We start from the raw sequence: 22,078 nt of genomic DNA on the forward strand, positions 1-22,078 counted from the left end.
GCACCTTACGGAGCGGGCCGCCGGGTGATCAACTCATGGCGCCTCTACGCCGTCGATTCGATACTTGCTGACGTCGGCGAACAGCAGGGGCGGAAAGTCCGGCTCGGTGCCGCCCGCGGTGCGGAAGGCGTCCAGGTGGGCGTCGGACTCCCAGCGCTCGTAGATGTTGATCCGGCCCGGGTCGAGCGGGTCGGGGGACTGCGCGAAGTCGAAACAGCCGGGTGCCTGCCGGGCCAGCTCCGTGGACTCGGCGGCCGCGGTCAGGTAGCGGTCCCGCTGCGCGGGCTCGACGTGCAGCGTTCCAGCGATGATGATCACTCAGACTCCCGTTAGTCTCCTGGCGTGCCGTCTTCAGATGCTTCCGTTGCCGCGTTCATCGTTCCCTATGAGCAGGATTGGGGGCGACAGGGCATCGAGCTGGCTGCTGAGCTCCAGGAGGCGCTCGCACCTCTGGCTCTGCGGGTCGAACACATCGGCAGCACCTCGATTCCCGGGATGGCGGCCAAGCCCGTCTTCGACCTGCAGGTCAGCGTCGCCGGCCTGGAGGCGGCGGCTGCGGCGTTCGACGGTCCGCTGGCCGGGCTGGGGTTCAGCCGGTTGCCGTACGAGCAGGATCACGTGCCGGCCGGCTGCGACGACGCGCCGCAGCTGTGGGCCAAGCGCTACTGGAACCGGCGGCGGCCCGGTCTGGCCGAGGTCAACCTGCACTGCCGGCTCGCCGGGTCGCCGAACGAGCGGCTCGCCCTGCTGTTCCGTGACTGGTTCCGGGCGCATCCGCATGCCGTGCCGGCGTACGCGCGGTTCAAGGAGGTGCTGGCGGCAGCGGTCGGCGACCTCGGCGTCTACACCGACGTCAAGGACCCGGTCGTCGACTTGGTCGTCGCGGTGGCGGAGGAGTGGGCCGCTACAACCGGGTGGTCGCCGGGCGGGTCTGCGCCGGGCCGGTCTGCGCCGGGCCGGTCTGCGCCGGGCCGGTCTGCGCCGGGCCGGTCTGCGCCCGGCCGGTTTGCGTCGGGGCGCTAAGAAGGAGGGCTGAGGCCAGGCCGTCGGGGGGCTCAGGAGTTGATCGCTGATGCGAGGACCGGCCAAGGTGGTGACCGCCCTGCTTCTCGGAGCGCTGGTGGTGGCGGTCGCCGATCACCATGACCAGCGCATCCATCCGACTGTCACCGCCGAGCCGCCTGCCGCTACAGCCTCGACCGCTCCAGCCTCGACCGCTCCGGCCCCGGCCGCCCGGCCGCGAGCTGCGAAGGCTCCGCGCCGCGCAACTGCCGCGGTCAAGAAGAAGCCTGTGAAGGTGAGGGCGGCGAAGAAGCCACGGCGGCCCAAGACAGTTGCGCTCACCTTCGACGACGGGCCGTCGCCATACACGCCGCAAGTGCTCGACATCCTGCGCCGCAACCGGGTCAAGGCGACGTTCTGCCTGCTCGGCAACAATGTCGGTGACTACCGCAGGACCGTGCGGCGGATCGTTCGCGAGGGGCACCGGATCTGCAACCACAGCCGGGATCATGCTGATTTCACCAAGCTGTCCCGCACGGCGGCGCGGGACAACGTCGAGCGGGCGCAACGGAAGATCCGCAAGGCTGCGGGACGCAGTCCGAAGACGTTCCGTTTCCCGTACGGCGCCAGCGACCCCGCGGCCCGTGCTGTGGTCCGGGGCGAGGGGTTGCGCATTCTCGGGTGGACGGTCGACACCCGGGACTGGCAGGGGCCGCCCGCGCCCACGATCACCCGGCGTGCCGTCCGCGATACCCGTCCGGGCGCGGTCATCCTGATGCATGACGGTGGTGGAGATCGCCGGCCCACCGTCGCGTCGCTTCCGAACACCATCCGCAAGCTGAAGGCGAAGGGTTACGTCTTCGTCCTGGCGTGAGCGCGTGCTAGGTTCTTTTCAACCGAACGGTTGAAACCTGGAAGGAAGCCGAGATGACGCTGTCCGACCTTTCGCCCGCCGAGCGGCACCGCGAGATCGCCGCCACGTTCACCGCCCGGGTCCAGGGCGCCGCCAACTGGGACGCGCCGGCGCCGGTGGCCGGATGGACCGCCCGCGACGTCGTGCGCCACCTGGTCGAGTGGCTGCCCGGGTTCCTCGCTGCCGGCAGTGACGTGCAGCTGCCGAAGGGCCCGAGCGTCGACGAGGACCCGGTCGAGGCCTGGCGGGTGCATCAGGCCGCGGTGCAGGAGCTGCTGGACGACCCGGGCACGCCGCAGCGCATCCTCGTCAACCAGCACATCGGCGAGATCCCGCTGGACCGGGCGATCGACCAGTTCTACACCTCTGACGTGTTCATGCACACCTGGGACCTGGCCCGCGCCACCGGGCAGGACGAGGAGCTCGATGCCGGCTTCAGCGCCGGCCTGCTGGGCGGCATGCAGCAGATGGAGCAGGTGATCCGGTCCTCCGGTCAGTACGGCGCGGCGGTCCCGGTGCCCGACGACGCCGACGTGCAGACCCGGCTGCTCGGCTTCATCGGCCGCGACCCGAACTGGAAGCCGGCGTAGGCAGGCCGTTCAGGCGGGGAAGTAGGTGCCGCCGGTCAGGGCCAGCTGAAGTGACGGAGGCGCCTTGTCCTTCGGCTGGGAGTGCTTGACCACCGCGGTGAACCCGGTGAACTGCCGGTGCACCCGCCACGTGCTGTCGTCGAGCGGCGCCAGCCAGGCGACGATCTCGGCCCGGCGCTCGCCGGCCACCTCGGGCGGCAGGCAGAAGTCGAGCAGTTCGGTCAGATCAGCCCTGCTGTACGGGGCCGGCTTGCCGGAGCGGGCGCACGAGACACCCCAGACCGCCTCGGCATCCTCCGGGACACGGGTCATGGTCAGCCGCAGGTTCCCTTTGCCGTTCGGGTAGGCCGGCGACAGGGTCACCTGCCGGCTGGTCTCCTTGATCGGCACCTCCCAGCGCTGCCGCCACGCCTCCCGGATCGTGGATGCCGTGACGCCGGGCAGCGCGGCCGCCACGAGCGGCGGCTGGCTGGCCGAGGGCAGAGACGCGACGGTGCTGGTCGTGGGCTCCGGCGGGTGCGCGCCCCAGCCCCGGAAGATCGCCATGTACACGGCGAAGGTGAGCAGCACGGCGACGAGCAGCGTCCCGATTGTCTTGCCCACGGCCCCGGCCCTTCGCCGACGATCTCAGTTCGCGTGCACTGTAGTGGATCGCCGCGATATATCCAGGGTGCGCCCGGATGTCCGGAGAATCACGACAGCGCCCGCAGCCACCGGCGCACCAGGATCCGCTGTGGGCCCGGCATCAGCCGGGCCGCCGGGCGCTGGGTGTCACCAAACCGGTTTCGTACGCGACGACGACCGCCTGCACCCGGTCGCGCAACTGCAGTTTGGTGAGGATGCGGGTCACGTGGGTCTTCACAGTCGCCTCGCTGAGCTGCAGTTCGGCGGCCAGCTCCAGGTTGCTCAGGCCGCCGGCCAGCAGGGTCAGGACCTCCAGCTCGCGCGGTGTCAGGGTGGCCAGGTCCCGGTGCAGGGCGGTCCGTTCCGCATCCGGCCGGGTGAAGCGTTCGACCAGCCGGCGGGTGATCGCCGGGGCGAGCAGCGCGTCGCCGTCGCGGACCAGGCGGACCGCGTGGATCAGGTGGTCGGGAGTCACATCCTTCAGGAGGAAGCCGCTGGCGCCGGCCGCGAGCGCCGCGTACACGTACTGATCGAGATCGAAGGTGGTCAGAATGACCACCCGGACCGGATCGCCGGCCGCGGTCGACGGCGCGTCCGCCAGGATGCGCCGGGTCGCCTCGAGACCGTCCATCTCCGGCATCCGGATGTCCATCAGGACGACGTCCGGGCGCAGCCGCCGGGCGGCGGCTATCGCCTCGGCGCCGGTCGCGGCGTGCCCGACCACCTCGATGCCCTCGGCCGCCAAAATCATCGTGAACCCGGTACGCACCAGCGCCTGGTCGTCCGCGATCACCACGCGCGTCACGGGCTGCTCTCCTCGAGCCGGTCCGGCCGCGCGGCGCCGGGTTGCCGGGGCAGCGGGATCCGCGCGCACACCCGGAAGCCGCCGCCGACCCGCCGGCCGCTGTCGAGGGTGCCGCCGTAGAGCCGCAGCCGCTCGGCCAGACCGAGCAGACCGGCCCCGGCGCCCGCGTTCTCCGCCGGCCGGGCTCGTGGCGGTGGCGCGTCGTTGTCCACCGAGATCACCAGCTCGTCCTCGCCGACGGCGACGTCGACCGAGGTACGCGCTCCCGGCGCGTGCCGCAGCGCGTTGGTCAGGGCCTCCTGCACCACCCGGTACGCAGCCAGGTCGACGCCGTGCGGCAGCGACACCGGCGTGGTCCGCAGGGTCACCGGCTGCCCGGCCCGCCGCACGTTCTCCACCAGCGAATCCAACTGGTCCAGGCCCGGTTGCGGCCGGAGCAGCTCGTCGTCCGGGCCGGGCGCCAGCACGCCCATCAGGTGCCGCAACTCGGCCATCGTCTCCCGTCCGCTCGCCTCGACCGCCGACAGCGCCTCGCGGGCCATCTCCGGATGCGCGTCCATCACCTTCCCGGCCGCCCCGGCCTGAATGGTCATCACGCTGACGTGGTGGCTGACCACGTCGTGCAGCTCGCGGGCGATCCGGGCGCGCTCCTCGGCGACCGCGAGCCGGGTGGCCGCATGCTGCTCGCGTTCCAGTGCTTCGGCCCGCTGTTCGGAGGCGACGGCGCGGCTGCGGGCCGCCCGGACCGTGACCCCCAGCAGCCCGATCGGCACCAGGATGAAGAACCCGCCGGCCCAGTCCGGCAGCCGCGGCCAGGTGCTGTCCGAGGTGGCCGCGACCGCCACACAGGTGATCAGCAGCGCCGTCATCGACACCGGCACCGACCGGCCGTGCAGAGCGAGCGCGTAGGCGCCGATCAGCAGGGCGGCGAGGTTGGCCAGGTTGGCCTCGACGTCGAAGCCGGCGAGCACCGCGACCTGGACGGCGAAGCACAGCAGCGGCCACCGTCGCCGGCCCAGCAGTGGCGCGATGGCCAGCAGGTTCGTCGCGAACAGGTCCGCCTTCGACGGTTCCTCCTCGAGGATCAGCCGGACGTCCGGTGGAGCGTCCGGCCGGCCCGGCCAGAAGACCATCGAATCGGGCTGCGCCGCGTCACCGCGCTCGACGGCGAGCGCCACGGCGAACACCGTCAGCACCAGGACCAGCACCAGATCGGCCCACACCCGCAGCTCACCGGCGCGCCACTTCGCGGTGAGGCGGGTGCACAGCGACTGAACCACGGCCTCATTCTGCCGTCCGGTCCGGCCGCGAACATCCATCGTGGCGTCTACATCTCAGGGATGACCCGGCGCGCGTGGTCCCGACCCGCGGCCGACGACCGCGGCCGGGCCGCGGCCCTAACTTTCGGAACCATGACTGACCTGGTACGGCTACGAGCCGTCGGCAAACAGTACGAGTCCGCCGGGCCCCCGGCCCTCGACCGCGTCGACCTGACCGTCTCGCCCGGCGAAGCGGTCGCGGTGATGGGACCGTCCGGCAGCGGCAAGTCCACGCTGCTCAACCTGATCGCCGGCCTGGACCGGCCGACCACCGGCGAGGTCGAGGTCGCCGGGACGGTGCTGAACAAGCTGTCCGAGAAGGCCCTGGCCCGGTTCCGGCGGGCGAACATCGGCATCGTCTTCCAGTTCTTCCACCTGCTCGAGGACCTGACCGCCCGGGACAACGTGCTGTTCCCGGCCCAGCTGATCGGCGCGTCCCGGCGAGCTGCGCAGACCCGGGCGGACGAACTGCTGAACAGTCTCGGTCTGGCGGCGCGGGCGAACTCGTACCCGGCCCGGTTGTCCGGTGGCGAACGGCAGCGGGTGGCGGTGGCCCGGGCGCTGATCAACGAGCCGCCGCTGCTGCTCGCCGACGAGCCGACCGGCGCGGTCGACGCCGCGGCCGGGGAGCAGATCATGCAGATCCTGCGCGACCTGAGCCGTGGTGGGCAGACCATTCTGCTGGTCACGCACGACCCGGACCTCGCGCATCGCTGCGCCACCCGCACGGTCGAGGTGCGCGACGGCCACCTCGCGGAGAAGGTGCCGTCGTGAGAGCCGTACTGAAGACCGCCTGGACGGCTGCGCGCCGGCGCCGGCTGCAGAGCCTCGTCGTCTTCGCGGTCGTGCTGCTCTCCAGCGCGACCGCCGTACTCGCTCTCGGTCTGATCGTCGGGTCCAGCGCGCCGTTCGACCGTGCGTTCCGCAGCCAGAACGGCGCGCACGTCACCGCCGCGTTCGACGCCACCAAGGTGAGCGCCGCCGACCTGGCCGCCACCGCGTCCCGGTCCGGTGTCGCCGCGGCCGCCGGACCGTACGAGACGGTCGAGGGCCAGCTCAGCGGAGGCCGGCAGAAGCGGCCGCCGGGCACGATCGCCGGACGGGCCGACGCGGACTCCACGGTGGACCGACTGGAGATCTCCGACGGCTCGTGGCTCAGCGGCACCGGGCAGATCGTGCTCTCCCCGGAGATCGCCGGGCCGGGCGGGCACGGCTGGAAGGTCGGCGACCAGGTCACCGTGAACGACGGGCCCACGCTGACGGTCGCCGGGATCGCCTCCTCGGCCACCGACAGCGCCATCGCCTGGGTTTCGCCGCAGCAGACCGACGTGCTGCACTCCCGGGCCGCGGCGAGCGGCCGGCAGATGCTCTACCGGTTCGCCGACGCCGGCAGCGAGACCGCGGTCGCCTCCGCATTGGATACCGCGACTGCCGGCCTGCCCGCGGATTCGCTCACCGGGTCCGTCTCCTATCTGGCCGTGAAGCTGGAGCTGGAGGGCCGGATCAAGGTGATGGTGCCGTTCGTGGTGGCATTCGCCGTGCTCGGCCTGGTCATGTCGGTGCTCATCGTGGTGAACGTGGTCTCCGGGGCGGTGGTCGCCGGGTTCCGCACGATCGGCGTGCAGAAGGCGCTCGGGCTGACGCCCGGGCAGGTGGTGGGCGCGTACGCCGGGCAGATCCTGCTGGTCGGCATCCCGGCGGCGCTGCTCGGCGTGGTGGTCGGGCGTCTTGTCGCGCTTCCGCTGCTCAATCAGACCGAGCAGGCGTACGCGACGAACGCGAAACCGTCGGTGCCGATCTGGATCGATCTCACCGTGGTGGCGTGCGCGGTGGTCCTGCTGGTGCTCGCCGCGGCCGGGCCGGCGATCCGGGCCGGCCGGTTCTCCGCAGCTCAGGCGATCGCGGTCGGGCGTGCCCCGCGCAGCGGCCGAGGGTTCCGGATCCGGCGCGCGCTCGCCCGTACCGGTCTGCCCCGGCCGGTCAGCTTCGGCATCGGGACACCGCTCGCCCGGCCGGCCCGGGCCGCGGTGACTGTCGTCGCTGTGCTGCTCGGCGTGAGCACGGTGGTGTTCGCGGTCGGGCTGTCGTCGTCGCTGACCCGGGTCGCCGAGGCCGGAAACCGGACCGAGGCGGTGCCGGTGCTGGTCAACCTGGGCGGGATGAGCGGGCCGCCGGAGCCGGGCGCGCAGCCGGAACCGGGCGCGCAGCCGGAGCCGGGCGCGCAGGCACCACCGGGCGCGCAGCCGGCGCCGGGCGGTGGGAACGCTCCGGCCGATCCGGCACAGGTCCGGTCCGTCATCGAGGCGCAGAGCGGCACCGCCCACGTCACCGCGATCACCGAGGTGGACGCCAACCTCGCCGGGTCGGCCGATCCTGTCGAGGTGCGCGGGTACGACGGGGATTCCTCGTGGACCGGGTATCCGCTGATCTCCGGGCGCTGGTACCAGACGGCGGGCGAGGCGGTCGCCGGTGGCCGGCTCCTGCGGCATACCGGCGCGGAGGTGGGGGACACGATCACCATCAGCACCGAGCTGGGCCGTCGCACCCTCACGCTTGTCGGCGAGGCGTTCAGCAACGGTTCCGACCCGGTGCTGATCACGAACGTGACCGAACTGGACGGGCTGTACGAGGAGCTGACGCCGCGCAACTTCGAGGTGGGTCTGGACGAGGGCACCGATGCGGGCGCGTACGTCGGCAGCCTCACCAGCGCGCTCGGCGACCTCGCCGCGGGCGCCGAACTCAGCGCGGAGACCCAGGAGAACGAGCTGATCGCGGTCATGATCGGGCTGATCGCGACGTTGACGCTGCTGCTCACCGCGGTTGCCGGGCTCGGGGTTCTCAACACGGTCGTCCTGAACACGCGGGAGCGCACCCACGAGATCGGCGTGCTCAAGTCCATCGGGATGACACCGGGGCAGGTTCGCGTCATGGTGATCAGCTCGATGCTGGTGATCGGGGCGGTCGGGGGGCTGCTCGCCGTACCCCTGGGGTGGCTCCTGCATGGCTGGGCCGTGCCGGTGATGGCCGGCGCCGCGGGCGTGACGCTGCCGTCCAGCGTGCTCGCGGTCTATCCGCCGGCCCTGCTCGCGGCACTCGCCGGTGCTGGTGTGCTGCTCGCGGTGCTCAGCGCGCTGCTTCCGGCGGGATGGGCTTCGCGGGCGCGGGCGGCTACCGCCTTGCGCGCGGAGTGACCGGTCCGCTCCGGGCACGTTTGGCCGCCACCCTCCTCGCGGAGCGACCGCTGTCCCGGCGGGCCCGGCCCGCTGGGGCAGCGACGCCCGGATTGCTGCTTTTGCCAGGTCAGCGAGGGTTACTGTCGGCGAGGGCCGTGTTGTGCCGCCCGGAATGTGCAGGTCGCGGCCTGTTTCCGGCAGGTTTCCGGGGCGTGGGTACCTGGTCACGGGGGATGTGAAGCCCTTTCGATAGAGTCGGGCCTCGTCGCTGACGGGGAGGAACAGAAATGAATGGCACGGGGGAGGACCCGGGAACCAACCCGGCGCCGGACCCGGCGTCCGGCGCCGCACCGGTGCCTGGCCCGGATTCGACCGCGGAACCCACCGCACCGCAGGTTCCCGATGCGGCCCCGGTGACGCCGTCCGAGCCGGCGTTCGAAGCGGACCCGACCACGCCTTTCGCGCCGCCTTCGGCTGGTGAGGCGGAGCCGACCGCGCCTTTCGGGTCGCAGCCGGCCGCGGATGAAACCACGCCGTTCGCCCCGGGATCGTCGGCTGGCGATGGAGATGCAACCTCGCCGTTCGCGTCGCAGCCAGCGGCCGGCGATGCTGAGCCGACCGCGCCGTTCGCGTCGCCTTCGGCTGGTGAGGCGGAGCCGACCGCGCCTTTCGGGTCGCAGCAGGCCGCGGATGAGACCACGCCGTTCGCGTCGCAGCCCGGCGAAGCGGATGCGACCACGCCCTTCCAGCCGGAACCGTCGGCCGGGGATGCGGATTCGACCACCCCGTTCGCAGCGCAGGCGCCGGCTGTCGGCTCGGCGTCGGTGACGCCGGCCGGGGAGACGCCGGAGACGACGGCGCCTGCGGCGCCGTTCTGGGAGCAGCCGCGGGTCACCGGGCTGCCGCCGACCTCGCAGTTCCCGCCCGCCAACCCGGCGACGCCGTTCTGGGAGCGTCCGCCGACGCCCGGTGCGGAGCCGACCTCGCAGTTCGCGCCTCCGGGCGGGGCTGAGCCGACCTCTCAGTACCCGCCGGCGCCCGGCGGATCGTCGGCCCCGTTCTGGGAGCGCCCGCAGACGCCCGGCACGACCCCGTTCCAGTCCGCGCCGCCTGCCTGGCCGCAGCCCGGCGCGCCCGGTCAGGCCGGATCGCCGCCGCCCTTCCCGTCGCCATACGTCTCGGCAGCGCCGGGCGGCGACGCGCCGCCGCCGTTCCCGGCGCCTTCCTCCGGCCAGCCTTACGGCCAGCCGGTGTCGGGTCAGCCCTACGGCCAGCCGGTGTCCGGCCAACCCTTCGGTCAGCCGGTGTCGGGTCAGCCCGGCCAGCCGCCGTTCGGTCCGCCGCCCGGCCCGGGCCAGCCGCAGTTCGGCGCGCCCTTCACCCCGACGCCACCGCCGCGCCGCAGCCGCAACGGTGTGCTCGCCGCGGTGGTCGTGGCGATCCTCGTGGTGATCGCCGGTGGCGGCGGCATCGGCAGCTACTTCCTGCTCAAGGACACCGGTAACACCGCCGCCTCGCCGGACGTCAACCGGCCGACGCCGCCGCCGACCTTCGGCGAGGACCTCGACCCGAGCCCGTCCGCGGAGCCGACCGAGAACGCGCCGCTGGGCCCGGAGGCGAGCACGTACGCGGCCGAGAAGATCTACGACCTGAACCGGGTCTGCGACGAGAACGTCTACTACCCGCAGTCGCCGAAACGGGCCGGCAAGGCCCCGCACCCGGTGGTTCTGCTGGTCGACGACGGTGACGGGGTTCGCAGCCAGGACGGCACGTACTACTTCGACGAGGGCCTGTCGAAGTCGGTGAAGAACGTCTGGGCCGCCGACAGTCCCGGCAAGGTGCAGATGGTCGCCTGTCTGGACCGGGTCAAGGCCGGCGCGAAGATCCGCACCTGCAAGTACGACGACCCGAAGCCGCTGAACGTCTCGCTGATGAAGGCGAACTGGCAGCTGCGCGTCATCGAGGTCGCGACCGGCAAGGTGCTGGTCACCAGGATCCTGTCGGGCGACGACAAGCAGTGCCCGTACGTGGTTCTCGTCGGCCCGGACAAGAAGATCTACGCCCAGGTGAGTGACCGGGCGGCCGTCTCCGCCCTGCGCAACTACGTCAAGAAGTAGCCGGTCTGTGAGGTGTCCCCGAGCGGGACACCTCACCGGCCGGGTCCGGTTCGTCGGAGAAGCGCACCTGGGAGACTGGGCGGAATCGGTCGTCCAGGGTGACCAGCAGGCTGATCAGCACGGCGAAGAACAGGGCTATGCCGGTGTTGAGGTCGCCGCCGAAGCGGCGCAGCAGCCAGTCGGCGGCCACGACCAGACCGGCGTTGATCAGCAACCGTACGCCGAACGCCGCGACCGTCGACTCCAGGCTTCCGGCGCGCCGCGCGACACTGAGGCTGATCAGCGCGTTGATCACGACGAAGCCGGCGATGCCGAGGAACAGCTCGAGGTGACTGGACCGGCGTTCCGGCAGCACGTTCCCGTAGATCACGCAGAGGAAGCCGATCAGCGCCACCTTCTCGGCGGTGGCCGCGGAGAAGACCCGCCAGTGCGCGGCGATCCACTGGTCCCGCTCGGCCGCGGTGTCGATCTCGACCGGTAGCGGGTCCGCGGCGACGTGCCAGGACCAGGCGCGCTGCGGCAGCCGCGGCCACAGCCAGAACCAGCCGAAGGCGGCCGCGCCGGCGAGCACCAGCGCGATGATCGGGATCAGCCACGGGTACGCCGCCAGGGTGTCGGTGACGTCGAGCTGGGCGACGTGGATCCACCACTCCTGCGGCAGCTTCACGAAGATCCAGATGGCGGCCGCGGTCTCCACCCACCGCCGCATACTCACCCGCGCCGGGTCCCAGCCGAGGCGGACGATCTCGTAGGCGATGAAGAAGTATTCGAAGGTGTTCGGGAAGATCAGCAGCAGTGGACGCCACTCGGTGAGCTCGAACAGCACCACCCCGGCGAGCCGGTAGAAGAACAGGAACCGCAGCACCCGCATGGCGGGCAGACTGGTCCAGTTCCGCAGGGCCGACAGGTACGCGACGGACAGGTAGAACATGTCCATCGCCTTGTCGTAGCCCTGGTAGCCGGGTGGGTCGTACCCGAATGCCTGAAAGATCGTCTGGTCCACGCCGTCGAGCACCAGGGCCGCCACGATCGCGGGCAGCGGATACCGCGGGATGAACAGTGGCACCGCGAACCTGGCGCCCACCACCACGACGAACAGCAGCGTCGCCTGCGCACTCATAGCCACGGATCGTTGCAGAACCGGGCCGCGCTGTGATCCCCCGCCGGGGGTGATCCCGCGCGCGATGGGAACGCTCCCAGTGGTAGATGTCAATCCCCCCTAAAGGGGATGCGTAGATGGACTTCGATGCGACATCGTCCTTCGCGGACTTCAAACGCCCAAACACGGGGGAGTGTCGGTGCGCGTGTCGAGTCGATTCAGGCTGCTCTGCCATGTCCTGGTTGTGGTTCTGCTGTCGGCGTTCCTCGCCGTTCAGCCGTGGTCGCCGGCCGCGGCCGCTCCGGTGGCCACGCCAGGCGCCGGACCGGTGAACAGCCCACTGCCATCCACTGCCACGCCGAACCATGGCCTTCCGGACGGGCAAGCTCTGCCACCCGTACCCCCGGCTGTGCAGGCTGACGGCAAGCCCAGCGTGCCCTCGGCCGCCGAGAAGGCGCAGCGCAAGAGCGAAGCGCGCGCCGCAGCGCAGAAGGTCTCCGCGCAGGTGGCCGCGCTGCCCGGCCGGCCGATCGCCCGCCCGGGCTTCCTGCTCGGCGACACCTCGCTGGTCGTCTACTGGGACGCCGAGGTCAACGAGGGCGACCCGAACTCGTGGGGCCGCTGGTTCGCCACGGTCACCGACGCCGAATCCGGCGCCGAGCAGCGCTCCGCCGAGCTGGCGCAGAAGGATCTGAGCCGCTGCTACAGCCCGGCGCTGCTGTGCCGCAGCTTCGGCGCGGCGGACGGCTGGGTGCTCGACCCGGCGCGGACCTACACGGTCACGGTCACCGAGATCGCTGCCGACGGCACCGAGCTGACCAGCGCCGCGAGCGCTCCCGCCAAGCCGCGCAAGATCGACGACGTGCCGGCGGTGCCGGCCGGGCAGGCCGCCGGCTGCGGCTGCGCCACCGTGCTCGGCTCGACCGTGGTCGCCCAGGCGCTGCGCGGCGCCACCGTCAACACTGCGACCGGCGCCTACCTGCGCGTCGAGCGCGACTTCGCGCTGCCGTCCTACGGCATCCCGTTCAACCACTCGCGCTACTACTCGTCCGGCAACACCGCGACCGGCATGTTCGGCGCCGGCTGGAGCTCCTCCTACGACATCCGGGTGATCGCGGCCGACAACGGCGCGGCCCGGGTCCGGGCCGAGGACGGCTCCGAGGCGGTCTACACCACCAACGAGGATGGTTCCTACCAGCCGCCCGCGGGCGTACGGGCCCGGCTCACCAAGATCGACGGAGGCTGGCAACTCGTCCCGCCGGACCGGCGCGTGCTGCGCTTCAACGCCGACGGTCAGCTGCAGTCGATCAAGAACGCCCGCGGCCACGGCGTCACCCTCGGCTACAACACCGCCGGCGTGCTCAGCACCGTCACCGACGCCAGCGGCCGGGTCGCCCGCTTCGAGTCCCGCGCCGACCTTCGGCTGATCACCAAGATCACGCTGCCGGACGGCCGGTCCACCCAGTTCGACTACCAGGACGGGCGCCTGCTCAAGGTGCAGGACCCGCGCAACTACGTGACCAGCTACGGCTACGACGCCGCCGGCCGGCTCGCCGAGATCACCGACGCCCGCGGCGCGAAGCTGATCCGCAACACCTATGACGCCGCCGGACGGGTCGCCGAGCAGCTGGACCCGGAGGGCGGCAAGACCAGCTTCGCCTGGAACGCCGCCGAGCAGATCGCCACGACCACCGACCCGGACGGCGTGGTGGTGACCGACGGTTACAAGAACAACGTCCTGCTCTACAGCCGCAACGGCGGCAACGACGTGGTCAACCACCGCTACACCGGGCGGCTCAACAAGAGCCTGGTGGTCGACCCGAAGGGCAACCAGGAGGAGACCCGCTTCGACGAAAGCGGCAACCCGGTCGCCCGGACCGCGCCGGAGCCGTTCGCCTTCACCGAGACCAGCACGTTCGACAGCCGCACCAACCTGACCTCGTTCAAGGACGGCCGCGGCAACGACTGGAAGTACGAGTACAACGAGTTCAACGAGATGGTCGCCCAGCGCGACCCCAAGCAGGACAGCGGATATCGGTACGCCTACGACGACAAGGGCCAGTTGACCAGCCGCACCGACCCGCGCGGCAAGGTCACCCGGTACGAGTACGACGCCCACGGCAACCGGACCGCGGAGATCGCCCCGACCGGCCGGCGCACCGAGATGACCTACGACGGCACCGGGCGGCTCACCTCGCTGGTCGACCCGCGCGGCACGGTGTCCGGCGGCAACAAGGACGCCTACCGCACCCGGTACGTCTACAACCAGCAGAACCAGATCACCGAGATCTGGGAGCCGGGCAAGAGCCAGCCGACCCGGACGACGTACGACGAGCTCGGCAATGTCGTGGTCACCACCGACCCGCTGAGCAACTCGACCCGCCTGACCTACGACAAGGCCAGCCGGCTCGTCGAGGTGAAGGACCCGGTCGGCAACGTCACCGCGGCCAAGTACACCGCGGGCGGCCGGCGGACCTCGGTCACCGACGGCGAGAACCTCACCACCAGCTGGACCTATGACCGCAACGGCCGGGTCGCCACCGAGACCTCGCCGCGCGGCAACGCCGACCCGGCGCAGAAGGACCTGTTCACCGCGATCTTCCACTACGACTTCAACGGCAACCTGATCCGCGCCGACCGCCCGTACGGCAGCGGCGGCCAGCGCGTCGAGGTGGACACCGCCTTCGACGCCCTGGACCGGCCCACCCAGCAGCAGGACCAGTTCAAACAGGGCACCACGGTCGCCTACGACAACAACGGCAACGTCGTCGAGATGACCAACGAGCGCGGCGAGAAGCTGACCAACAGCTACGACGAGGCCAACCGCCGCACCGGCAGCGAGGGCCCCGGCGCGGGCGCCGCCGGCATCGAGTACGACAACGCCGGCAACCCGGTCAAGCAGACCAGCCCGACCGGTGGGGTCGTCACCACCAGCTACGACGACGACGGGCGGGTCGTCGCGGTCACCGAGCCGCGCGGCAACGTCTCCGGCGCCGACCCGGGCGACTACACCACCCGCTACGGCTACGACCTGGCCGGCAACCCCGCTACGGTGACCGATCCGCTGGGCAACGTCACCCGCGCCGGATACGACCCGCTCAACCGGCCCGTTACGCAGACCGACGCCGCCGGCAACGTCACCCGCTTCGGCTACGACGACGCCGACCGGCTCACCAAGGTGACCGGGCCGGACGCGCCCGGTGGGCAGTCCCTGGTGTACGGCTACGACGCCAACGGCCGGGTGATCAAGCGGACCGACCCGCTCGGCCGGGTCTCCTCCACCGAGTACGACCGGGCCAACCGCACCACGGTCACCACCGACCCGCTGGGCCGGCGCCGCGAGTACGTCTACGACGCCGACTCCAACCTGGTCCAGGAGGTCACCGCCCGGATCGTCGAGGAGGGGCGGCCCGACCCGAACCGGCCGGCCCGGACGATCTTCTACGCCTACGACAACCTCGGCCGGATGATCAGCAAGCAGCTGGGTTCCGGCGGCGTCACCTACAGCTTCGGCTACGACGCCAAGAACCGGCTGGTCAGCGCCGCCGATCCGGCGGGCACGCAGTCCTACGAGTACGACACGACCGACCGGCTCACCGGGTTCAGCCGTGGGGAGCAGACCTTCGGGTACACGTACGACAGCAGCGACCGGGTGACCCAGCGCTCCTACCCGGACGGCACCAAGATCGGCGCTACCTACGACGACGGCGACCGGGTCCGCACTCTCACCGCCGCGCGCGGCGGCTCCAGCGCCGAGTACCGGTTCGATTACGACGTCGCCGACAACCTGACCGGCATCACCTACCCGGCCTCCACCGGCATCACCGAGAGCCGCCAGTACGACCGGGCGGGGCAGTTGACCCGGATCGCCGCCGACAAGGGCGACACCACGCTGAGCGCGTTCGACCTGACGCTGGACAAGGTGGGCAACCCGACCCGGATCGTCGAGACCACCGGGGAGCCGGGCCAGCCGACGATCACCGAGGCGACCGCGTTCAAGTACGACGCGGCGAACCGGCTGACCGCGGAGTGCTTCGGCGCGCAGACCTGTGACGGGGCCAGCGCCGAGCGCACCGACTACACGTACGACCTGGTCGGCAACCGCACCACGAAGAAGCGGGTGGCGCCGGGGGAGAACACCACCACGACCTATCAGTACGACGGCGCGGACCAGCTCACCCGGGAGACGGTCACCGGCAGCCGGGCCAGCACCCGCGCCTTCGCGTACGACCTGGAGGGCAACCAGGTGGAGGCCGGCACCGACCGGTTCACCTACGCCCTCGACCACACCATGACGTCGGCCACCAGCGGTGGGAAGACGACCAACTATGCGTACGACGCGACCGGCAACCGGATCTCCGCGGTCACCGGCACCGGCGCTGAGGCGATCACGCAGAGCTGGCTCTGGGACATCAACGGCGAACGGCCGCTGCTCGCCCAGGAACGGCAGACCGGCGCGGGTGGCACCGTCGAACGTGACTATCTGTACGACCCGTCCGGGCAACCTCTGGCGCTGCTCGTACCGTCGGCCGACGGGCTGAACGCCCACTCGTACCTCAGAGATTGGCTCGGCGGTGTCGCCGGGGTGGTCTCGCCGACCGGCGCCGCGCAGTGGAACTACGACTACGACGCCTTCGGTGTCGACCGGGGCACCACCAAGGCCGACGACGACGCCCCGGCCAACCCGCTGCAGTACGCCGGCAGCTATCAGGACGTCAGCCAGGGCGACCGGTACGCGATGGGCGCCCGCAGCTACGACCCGGGCACCGGACGGTTCGCCGCGAAGGACCCGGTCACCCAGCCGGCCACCGATCAGGCGGTGTCGACGTACTCGTACACCAACGCCCGCCCGACCGTCCTGACCGACCCGACCGGCCTGGACCCGGACTCCGGCGGCGCCTTCTACGGCAGTGTCACCGCCGCCGAGTACCGGATGAACAACCCGAACGCGGCCGGCTCCACCACCGACGCCAACACGCCGGCCGGCGGTGAGGGCGAACAGGAGACCGACAACCCGGACTGGCTGAACGCCAAGAAGATCGTCGACGAGGCCGAGGGTTTCGTGAAGCAGATCGGCGACGAGATCGTCAATCTGATCCTCGATCTGGTCGGCTTCAACGACGCCAAGGCCTGCATCACCGAGGGTGACATCGTCGCCTGCATCTCCACCGCCCTGCAGGCCGTGCCCTGGGGCAAGATGTTCAAGGCCGCCAAGGTCGCGATCAAGGCGATCGGCGTGGGCAGACGGCTCATCGACGCCTACAGCCGCCTGAAATCGGCGAAGAACGCCCTCGCGAACATCCCGCGCTACATCAAGAAGGCGGTCCAGACCACCGAGGAAGCCGCCGACAGCAAGAAGTACGCCGACGAGGCGGCCAAGGCGGCCAAGGGCGCCAAGGACGCGGGCGGTCAGGCCAAGGCGACCTCGCAGAAAGCGGCCGACGCGAAACGGGCCAAACAGAAGGAGACGACGACCGGCGAGAGCTGCAAGAACGCCAAGGGCAACACGCAGCGGCTCACCTCCAACTCGTTCGTCGCCGGCACCCCGGTGCTGCTCGCCGACGGCACCACCCGGACGATCGAGGACCTCGAGCCCGGCGACACCGTCCAGGCGACCGACCCGGCCACCGGCCGCACCGAACCGCAGCAGGTGATCGCCACCGTCGAGGGCACCGGCGACAAGGACCTCGTCGACCTGACCCTGACCGGGGACCGGGCGGCCGCCGTCACCGCCACGGCGGGCCACAAGTTCTACAGCCTCGACCGCGGCTGGGTGCCGGCTGCTGACCTGCGGCCCGGTGAGAAGCTGCGCGACGACTCCGGCGCTGTCGTCACCGTCGCCCGGCTGGCCGAGCGGTCCGCCACCACGACCGTCTACAACCTGACGGTCAACGCCACCCACACCTACTACGTCCACGCCGGCGAGCACGACCTGCTGGTGCACAACTGTGGCGCCGGGCGGCCGTGCACCTGTAAATCCGGGGACACGGTGCCGTACCGGCCGACCCACACCGGACTAGAGAACCACCACGGCGTCCTGGACGTGTGGGCCAAGCACAACGTGAAGGGCTACAAGAGCCGGGCCGCGGCCAGCACGACGGTTGCGCTGACCAAGGCCGAGCACGACGCCACCAAGGCGGTCTACCGCGACTGGCTGGAGGCCCGGACCGGTAAGCGCGTCGGCGGCAAGGTGAACTGGAAGTCGGTCAGCCCGCGCGAGATCTACGATCTGTCGGAGCGGATGTTCGACGCCGCCGGGGTCTCGCAGGAGGCCCGCCAGCAGTACTATTCGCAATTCACCAGATACCTCTACGGGTTGTGAGACCGGACCGTTGAGCCAGTTGAGTGAGCTCGTCGCGCGGCTGCGCGAGGACCCGACGTGTGTCTTCGCGCAGCCGGCCGGCGAAATCCCGCCGCAGCTGCCCGTCCTGCCGGAGGACCTGCAGGAGTTTTACCGGGCCTGCGGCGGCCTGACCCTGTTCACCGGCGCGCCGTTCGCGTGGCGCGTCTGCGGCCCGCACGAGCTGGTGCCGTCCAACATCGAGGTGCTCGGCGAGCAGGTCGACGACGACATCACCGCCAGCTGGTGGGTGATCGCCCGGCAGGACGACGACAGCAGCGCCCTGATCAGCATCGACCTCGGCGCCGACCGGCTGGGCTGGTGCTACGACAGCGACACCGAGGTGCACGGCCTGGTCGGCGACTCCGCCATCCTGGCCTTCTCGTTCACTGAGCTGCTCGAGGAACTGGTCCGCGCCCGCGGGCAGCATGTCTTCTGGGAGGACGACGGATTCGTCGCCAAGGGCGACGCCTACGACGCCATCGACGCCCGGGATTGACCCTCCACCGCCTGGCCCGGGAGGGCTTCGTCGCGATCCGGTCCATCGCCCGGTACGGCGTCATCCCGGCCGAGGCCCGCGACCTGGGCTGCGCTCCCGGCCATCTTGACGCCGCCCGGCTGGTCCAGCACATCGCCGTCGCCTCCGCGTTCCCGCGCCACCTGCGCGTGGCGTGCGGGCGGCGGCGCTGGTTCGGCGGCCGCTGGAGCCCGGCAGAAGTCCTCGCCGCGACCTGGCAGCTTTCGGATCCGCTCGGGCGCGCCTGGATCGAGGATCGGACCGGCCACCACGGCGCCGCGGCCGACGGAACTCTCCGTCGCCACTGGGCCGACAGCCTGGGTGCGTTGCGCGACGAGGGGACATTCGCGGCACGGAGCCGGCCCAGCCGCGCGGCCCTCGCCGAGGACCTCGCGCTGCAGGGGCTCGCTCAGATATACCGGTCGGCCACGGCCGACCGCCCGGCGTGGCAGACCATCGAGGTCGTCGCCGACGCCTGCCACCGCCTGCCGATCCTGTTCGAGTATCCGGGCGCGATCGCCGGCCTGCTGTACCGGCCGATGCTGCGCGACGCCTGGACCGGCGCCGGCGAAGCCGCCCGCACCTGGCTGCGCGATCACCGATAACCGGTCGCTGAACACCCGGCTCGGCTGGAAGCATTCGTCGGCGTGGACGAGACAAGGCCCACTGTTGTCGTGACCGGCTCGTCCGGGCTGGTCGGTGCGGCGATCGCGGCGGCCCTGCGGGACGTCGGCCGCGTGGTCCGCGGCGTCGACCGGCTGCCGGGCCGGCGGACGGATCTGGTCGGGGACCTTCGTGAGCGCGCGGTGCGCCGGGAAGCGCTCCGGGACGCCGCCGTGATCGTGCATGCTGCCGCGCTGCACGCGCCGCACGTCGGCCGGGTCGCGGACGATGAGTTCCGGGCGGTCAACGTCGGTGTCACCGCGGCGCTGGCCGAGGAGGCGCCGGGGGCGCGGTTCGTTCTCATCAGCAGCACCAGCGTGTACGGCCATGCGCTCGTGCCGGCCGGCCGGGCGGTCTGGGTCGACGAGACCGTGACGCCGCGGCCGCGGGACATCTACGACGAGACGAAACTGGCCGCCGAGCAGCTGGTCGCCGGGCGCGGGGTGATTCTGCGGATCGCCCGGTGCTTTCCGGAACCGCTGCCGGTGCTCGCGGCGCACCTGCTGCACCGTGCGGTCGGGCTGTCCGACGTTGCGGCGGCGGCCGCGCTCGCCGTCTCGCGGGGGAGCGGGACTTTCAACATCGCCGGGCCCTATCCGTTCCGGCGGGAGGACTGTGCCGGCGTACATCACGATGCCCCTGCCGTGCTGGCGGAGCGCGCCCCTCAGGTGGTCGAGGCCTTCCGCCGGCGTGGGCTTCCGGTGCCGCGCAGCCTGGACCGGATCTATGACTCCAGCGCGGCCATGGCCGGGCTGGGGTACCGGCCGACCCACGGTGTGCTGCGACTACTCTCTGCCGATGGTTCTAGTTGATCAAGAGTTTCGGGTACGCCGGTGGTGGGTCTGGCTGACCATGGCGCTCGTGATGGTGGCGCTGAGCGCGGTGGGGCGCGGGCTGTCGATCCTGATCCTGGCGGCCCAGGGGCGTCAGTTCGCCGCCGGGCAGATCGCGGGCGCGGTGGGCAGCACCGCGGTCTTCGGTTTGGCGATCGGCACCGGCGTCGGCCTCACCATGCGAAACCTTGGATGGGTACGCACGTCGGAGGCTGGGCTCGAGTTCGCCTCGACCGGCTTCGCGCCGATGTTCCTGCCCTGGTCGGCGGTGCAGTCGGTGCATCGGTCCGGGTTCGGCCCGTTCACCCGGTTGATCATCACCCCGACCGATCCGACCGCAGTGTCCGTGCTGCCCGGACCGGGTCGCATGCAGCCGGACCGGCGGCGTCGCGGCTTCCCGTCGTACATGGTCGACGTCGGCCTGATGGATCCGGGCTCCGCGGAGCTCTTCGCCGAACTCGACCGGCGAATGAGCTGACCTCAAGCGAAGCGTTCAGTGGTCACGGGCATCAGGCCCTGCCGGTGCAGCGTCGCGATCAGTTCGTCGATGACCGGGCCCACCGTGTTGCCGTTGGCGGTCGCGAGCAGCGCCGTTACGTCGAGGGCCCAGGCGATGTCCCGGCCGACGCGGCGCAGCTCCCAGCTGAAGTGGTCCGAGCCGGTGGTGCGGTCGTCGGCGGGCAGGGTTGCCGGGCCGTCGCCGGCGAACAGGACCCGGTAGTGGCGCCGCTCGTGGAAGCCGCCCGGGACGACCGGCGCGCCGAGTCGCAGCGGGGGAGCGGCTGCGATGGCCTCGTACTCGAGGAAGCCGGCCCGTAGAGCGTCCTCGCCGGGGAGTTCGCCGCCGCCGAAGCGGTGGAAGGCGTCCTCGGCGGTGTCGCGGTCCGCGGGGGTCACCCGGGAACGCAGGTCCGGATCGTGGCGCAGTCCCCAGCAGAAGGACGCCGAGCTGCGCCAGCGCGGCGAATCCGTGCTCCACACCGCGCCGCGCAGGCCGAGCGTCACGTAGTCCGCGTCGCGGACGAATTCCTCGGCGACCAGACCGTCCGGTGCGGACGTCACGTAGTAGTGCACGGCTCGCGAGACTACTGCTTAAGCCCGGCGGCCGCGCTGCGGCCTGGAGTGGCGCAATGGTCGCGGGGCCACGGCGGGACGGGCACGATTCTGCGGGTGCGGGGCATGCCCGTACCCCGAATGGGTTTCCGCGGACTGCGGAAGGTGACCGATTCGCTGAGCTCGGGGCGTGCCCCGATAATGTGCCGGTGGCAAACGACAACTCGGCGAAGCTGGCCGTTCTGATCGATGCGGACAACGCTCAGGCGGCGATCGTGGACGGGCTGCTCGCCGAGGTCGCGAAGTACGGGACGGCGCACGTCAAGCGGGCCTACGGGGACTGGACCGGGACGAGTCTGCGCAGCTGGAAGGAGCAGTTGCTGGCGCAGTCGATCCAGCCTATCCAGCAGTTCTCCTACACGGTCGGTAAGAACGCCACCGACTCCGCGATGATCATCGACGCGATGGACCTGCTGTACAGCGGGCGGTTCGACGGGTTCTGCATCGTCTCCAGCGACAGTGACTTCACCCGGCTGGCGTCGCGGATCCGGGAGTCGGGGCTGACCGTCTACGGGTTCGGCGAGCGCAAGACCCCGAAACCGTTCGTCGCGGCGTGCGACAAGTTCATCTATACGGAGAACCTGGTGGAGCAGGTGGAGGTGGCGCCGGTGGAGAGCCCGGTGCTGCTCAGCGCGACCCAGTTGCGCGGCGACACCAGCCTGATGAACCTGATCCGCGCGGCTGTGGAGGCCGCCTCCGGTGACGACGGGTGGGCGCCGCTCGCCGCGGTCGGGCACATCATCACCAAGCAGCGGTCGGACTTCGATCCGCGCAGCTACGGCTATCCGAAGCTCGGCGGGCTGGTGACCGCGATCGGGCTGTTCGACATCGAGCGCCGCGACTCCGGCGACGGCAAGCCGGCGGTCATCTGGATCCGGGACCGGCGGCGCCGCCCAGAGAAGAGAGTCACCGTGGACTAGGCCGGGTTGCGTCGAACCTGTACCGTCTCCTCCGCCGCACCGGCCATTCG

18 protein-coding genes are annotated in these 22,078 nt (G+C 71.2%); 12 read left to right on the forward strand and 6 right to left on the reverse strand.

The window, feature by feature from the left end; genetic code table 11:
• Positions 1 to 33: 33 nt before the first annotated feature.
• Positions 34 to 318 (reverse strand): putative quinol monooxygenase, encoded by a 285-nt coding sequence (locus OHA21_RS07825; protein WP_328471679.1) that lies wholly within the window; start codon positions 316 to 318, stop codon positions 34 to 36.
• Positions 319 to 342: 24 nt separating this feature from the next.
• On the opposite strand from OHA21_RS07825, the gene OHA21_RS07830 reads away from it, so the two are divergent.
• From OHA21_RS07830 to OHA21_RS07840, 3 genes are all read left to right on the forward strand, one after another.
• On the forward strand, positions 343 to 1,023 hold the full coding sequence (locus tag OHA21_RS07830; protein WP_328471681.1) for a GrpB family protein: 681 nt from the start codon (positions 343 to 345) through the stop codon (positions 1,021 to 1,023).
• A 268-nt stretch (positions 1,024 to 1,291) separates the two neighbouring features.
• The gene (locus tag OHA21_RS07835; RefSeq protein WP_328471683.1) at positions 1,292 to 1,876 is read left to right on the forward strand and encodes a polysaccharide deacetylase family protein; all 585 of its coding nucleotides are present in this window, start codon (positions 1,292 to 1,294) and stop codon (positions 1,874 to 1,876) included.
• 53 nt (positions 1,877 to 1,929) lie between these two features.
• Positions 1,930 to 2,505, forward strand: coding sequence for a TIGR03086 family metal-binding protein (locus tag OHA21_RS07840; protein ID WP_328471685.1), 576 nt, complete (start codon positions 1,930 to 1,932; stop codon positions 2,503 to 2,505).
• Positions 2,506 to 2,514: 9 nt separating this feature from the next.
• On the opposite strand, the gene OHA21_RS07845 is transcribed toward OHA21_RS07840, so the two are convergent.
• The 3 genes from OHA21_RS07845 to OHA21_RS07855 form a co-directional block, all read right to left on the reverse strand.
• Positions 2,515 to 3,108: a hypothetical protein gene (locus OHA21_RS07845; protein WP_328471687.1), complete on the reverse strand. Its 594-nt coding sequence runs from the start codon at positions 3,106 to 3,108 to the stop codon at positions 2,515 to 2,517.
• Between the two features lie 142 nt (positions 3,109 to 3,250).
• Positions 3,251 to 3,934, reverse strand: coding sequence for a response regulator transcription factor (locus OHA21_RS07850; protein WP_328471689.1), 684 nt, complete (start codon positions 3,932 to 3,934; stop codon positions 3,251 to 3,253).
• Positions 3,931 to 5,214, reverse strand: coding sequence for a sensor histidine kinase (locus tag OHA21_RS07855; protein ID WP_328471691.1), 1,284 nt, complete (start codon positions 5,212 to 5,214; stop codon positions 3,931 to 3,933). The genes OHA21_RS07850 and OHA21_RS07855 overlap by 4 nt, the downstream gene beginning before the upstream one ends.
• A 132-nt stretch (positions 5,215 to 5,346) precedes the next feature.
• On the opposite strand from OHA21_RS07855, the gene OHA21_RS07860 reads away from it, so the two are divergent.
• The 3 genes from OHA21_RS07860 to OHA21_RS07870 all read left to right on the forward strand — a co-directional run bounded on the left by OHA21_RS07860 (position 5,347) and on the right by OHA21_RS07870 (position 10,543).
• The gene (locus OHA21_RS07860; protein WP_328471693.1) at positions 5,347 to 6,027 is read left to right on the forward strand and encodes an ABC transporter ATP-binding protein; all 681 of its coding nucleotides are present in this window, start codon (positions 5,347 to 5,349) and stop codon (positions 6,025 to 6,027) included.
• Positions 6,024 to 8,444: an ABC transporter permease gene (locus tag OHA21_RS07865; protein ID WP_328471695.1), complete on the forward strand. Its 2,421-nt coding sequence runs from the start codon at positions 6,024 to 6,026 to the stop codon at positions 8,442 to 8,444. The genes OHA21_RS07860 and OHA21_RS07865 overlap by 4 nt, the downstream gene beginning before the upstream one ends.
• A 269-nt stretch (positions 8,445 to 8,713) precedes the next feature.
• A complete protein-coding gene (locus OHA21_RS07870; RefSeq protein WP_328471697.1) occupies positions 8,714 to 10,543 on the forward strand; it encodes a hypothetical protein in 1,830 nt (609 codons plus the stop codon).
• On the opposite strand, the gene OHA21_RS07875 is transcribed toward OHA21_RS07870, so the two are convergent.
• Positions 10,533 to 11,663, reverse strand: a complete 1,131-nt coding sequence (locus OHA21_RS07875; protein WP_328471699.1) for a hypothetical protein — start codon at positions 11,661 to 11,663, stop codon at positions 10,533 to 10,535. The genes OHA21_RS07870 and OHA21_RS07875 overlap by 11 nt on opposite strands.
• 184 nt (positions 11,664 to 11,847) lie before the next feature.
• Here OHA21_RS07875 and OHA21_RS07880 point away from each other — a divergent pair, with 184 nt between their 5' ends.
• Genes OHA21_RS07880 through OHA21_RS07900 form a run of 5 tightly spaced genes read left to right on the forward strand, consistent with a single transcriptional unit; the run spans position 11,848 to position 20,473 of the window.
• The gene (locus tag OHA21_RS07880) at positions 11,848 to 17,964 is read left to right on the forward strand and encodes a DUF6531 domain-containing protein (RefSeq protein ID WP_328471701.1); all 6,117 of its coding nucleotides are present in this window, start codon (positions 11,848 to 11,850) and stop codon (positions 17,962 to 17,964) included.
• 19 nt (positions 17,965 to 17,983) lie between these two features.
• Positions 17,984 to 18,481, forward strand: coding sequence for a hypothetical protein (locus OHA21_RS07885; protein WP_328471704.1), 498 nt, complete (start codon positions 17,984 to 17,986; stop codon positions 18,479 to 18,481).
• The gene (locus OHA21_RS07890; RefSeq protein WP_328471706.1) at positions 18,478 to 19,104 is read left to right on the forward strand and encodes a hypothetical protein; all 627 of its coding nucleotides are present in this window, start codon (positions 18,478 to 18,480) and stop codon (positions 19,102 to 19,104) included. The genes OHA21_RS07885 and OHA21_RS07890 overlap by 4 nt, the downstream gene beginning before the upstream one ends.
• A 42-nt stretch (positions 19,105 to 19,146) precedes the next feature.
• Positions 19,147 to 19,974, forward strand: a complete 828-nt coding sequence (locus tag OHA21_RS07895) for an NAD-dependent epimerase/dehydratase family protein (RefSeq protein WP_328471708.1) — start codon at positions 19,147 to 19,149, stop codon at positions 19,972 to 19,974.
• A complete protein-coding gene (locus OHA21_RS07900; RefSeq protein WP_328471710.1) occupies positions 19,961 to 20,473 on the forward strand; it encodes a hypothetical protein in 513 nt (170 codons plus the stop codon). Before OHA21_RS07895 ends, OHA21_RS07900 begins: the two co-directional genes overlap by 14 nt.
• Before the next feature lie 2 nt (positions 20,474 to 20,475).
• Here the strand turns inward: OHA21_RS07900 and OHA21_RS07905 are convergent, their stop codons facing one another.
• Entirely contained in the window at positions 20,476 to 21,069 is a 594-nt protein-coding gene (locus OHA21_RS07905) for a hypothetical protein (protein ID WP_328471712.1), read from the reverse strand.
• 188 nt (positions 21,070 to 21,257) lie between these two features.
• Here OHA21_RS07905 and OHA21_RS07910 point away from each other — a divergent pair, with 188 nt between their 5' ends.
• On the forward strand, positions 21,258 to 22,028 hold the full coding sequence (locus OHA21_RS07910) for an NYN domain-containing protein (protein WP_328471714.1): 771 nt from the start codon (positions 21,258 to 21,260) through the stop codon (positions 22,026 to 22,028).
• The last annotated feature ends 50 nt before the right edge of the window (positions 22,029 to 22,078 follow it).

This window comes from Actinoplanes sp. NBC_00393 (assembly GCF_036053395.1).
Lineage (GTDB): Bacteria > Actinomycetota > Actinomycetes > Mycobacteriales > Micromonosporaceae > Actinoplanes.

Coding starts and splice junctions, on each gene's coding strand:
- OHA21_RS07870 (WP_328471697.1), top strand. CDS start 8,714: ATGAATGGCACGGGGGAGGACCCGGGAACCAACCCGGCGCCGGACCCG.
- OHA21_RS07860 (WP_328471693.1), top strand. CDS start 5,347: ATGACTGACCTGGTACGGCTACGAGCCGTCGGCAAACAGTACGAGTCC.
- OHA21_RS07900 (WP_328471710.1), top strand. CDS start 19,961: ATGGTTCTAGTTGATCAAGAGTTTCGGGTACGCCGGTGGTGGGTCTGG.
- OHA21_RS07840 (WP_328471685.1), top strand. CDS start 1,930: ATGACGCTGTCCGACCTTTCGCCCGCCGAGCGGCACCGCGAGATCGCC.
- OHA21_RS07875 (WP_328471699.1), bottom strand. CDS start 11,663: ATGAGTGCGCAGGCGACGCTGCTGTTCGTCGTGGTGGTGGGCGCCAGG.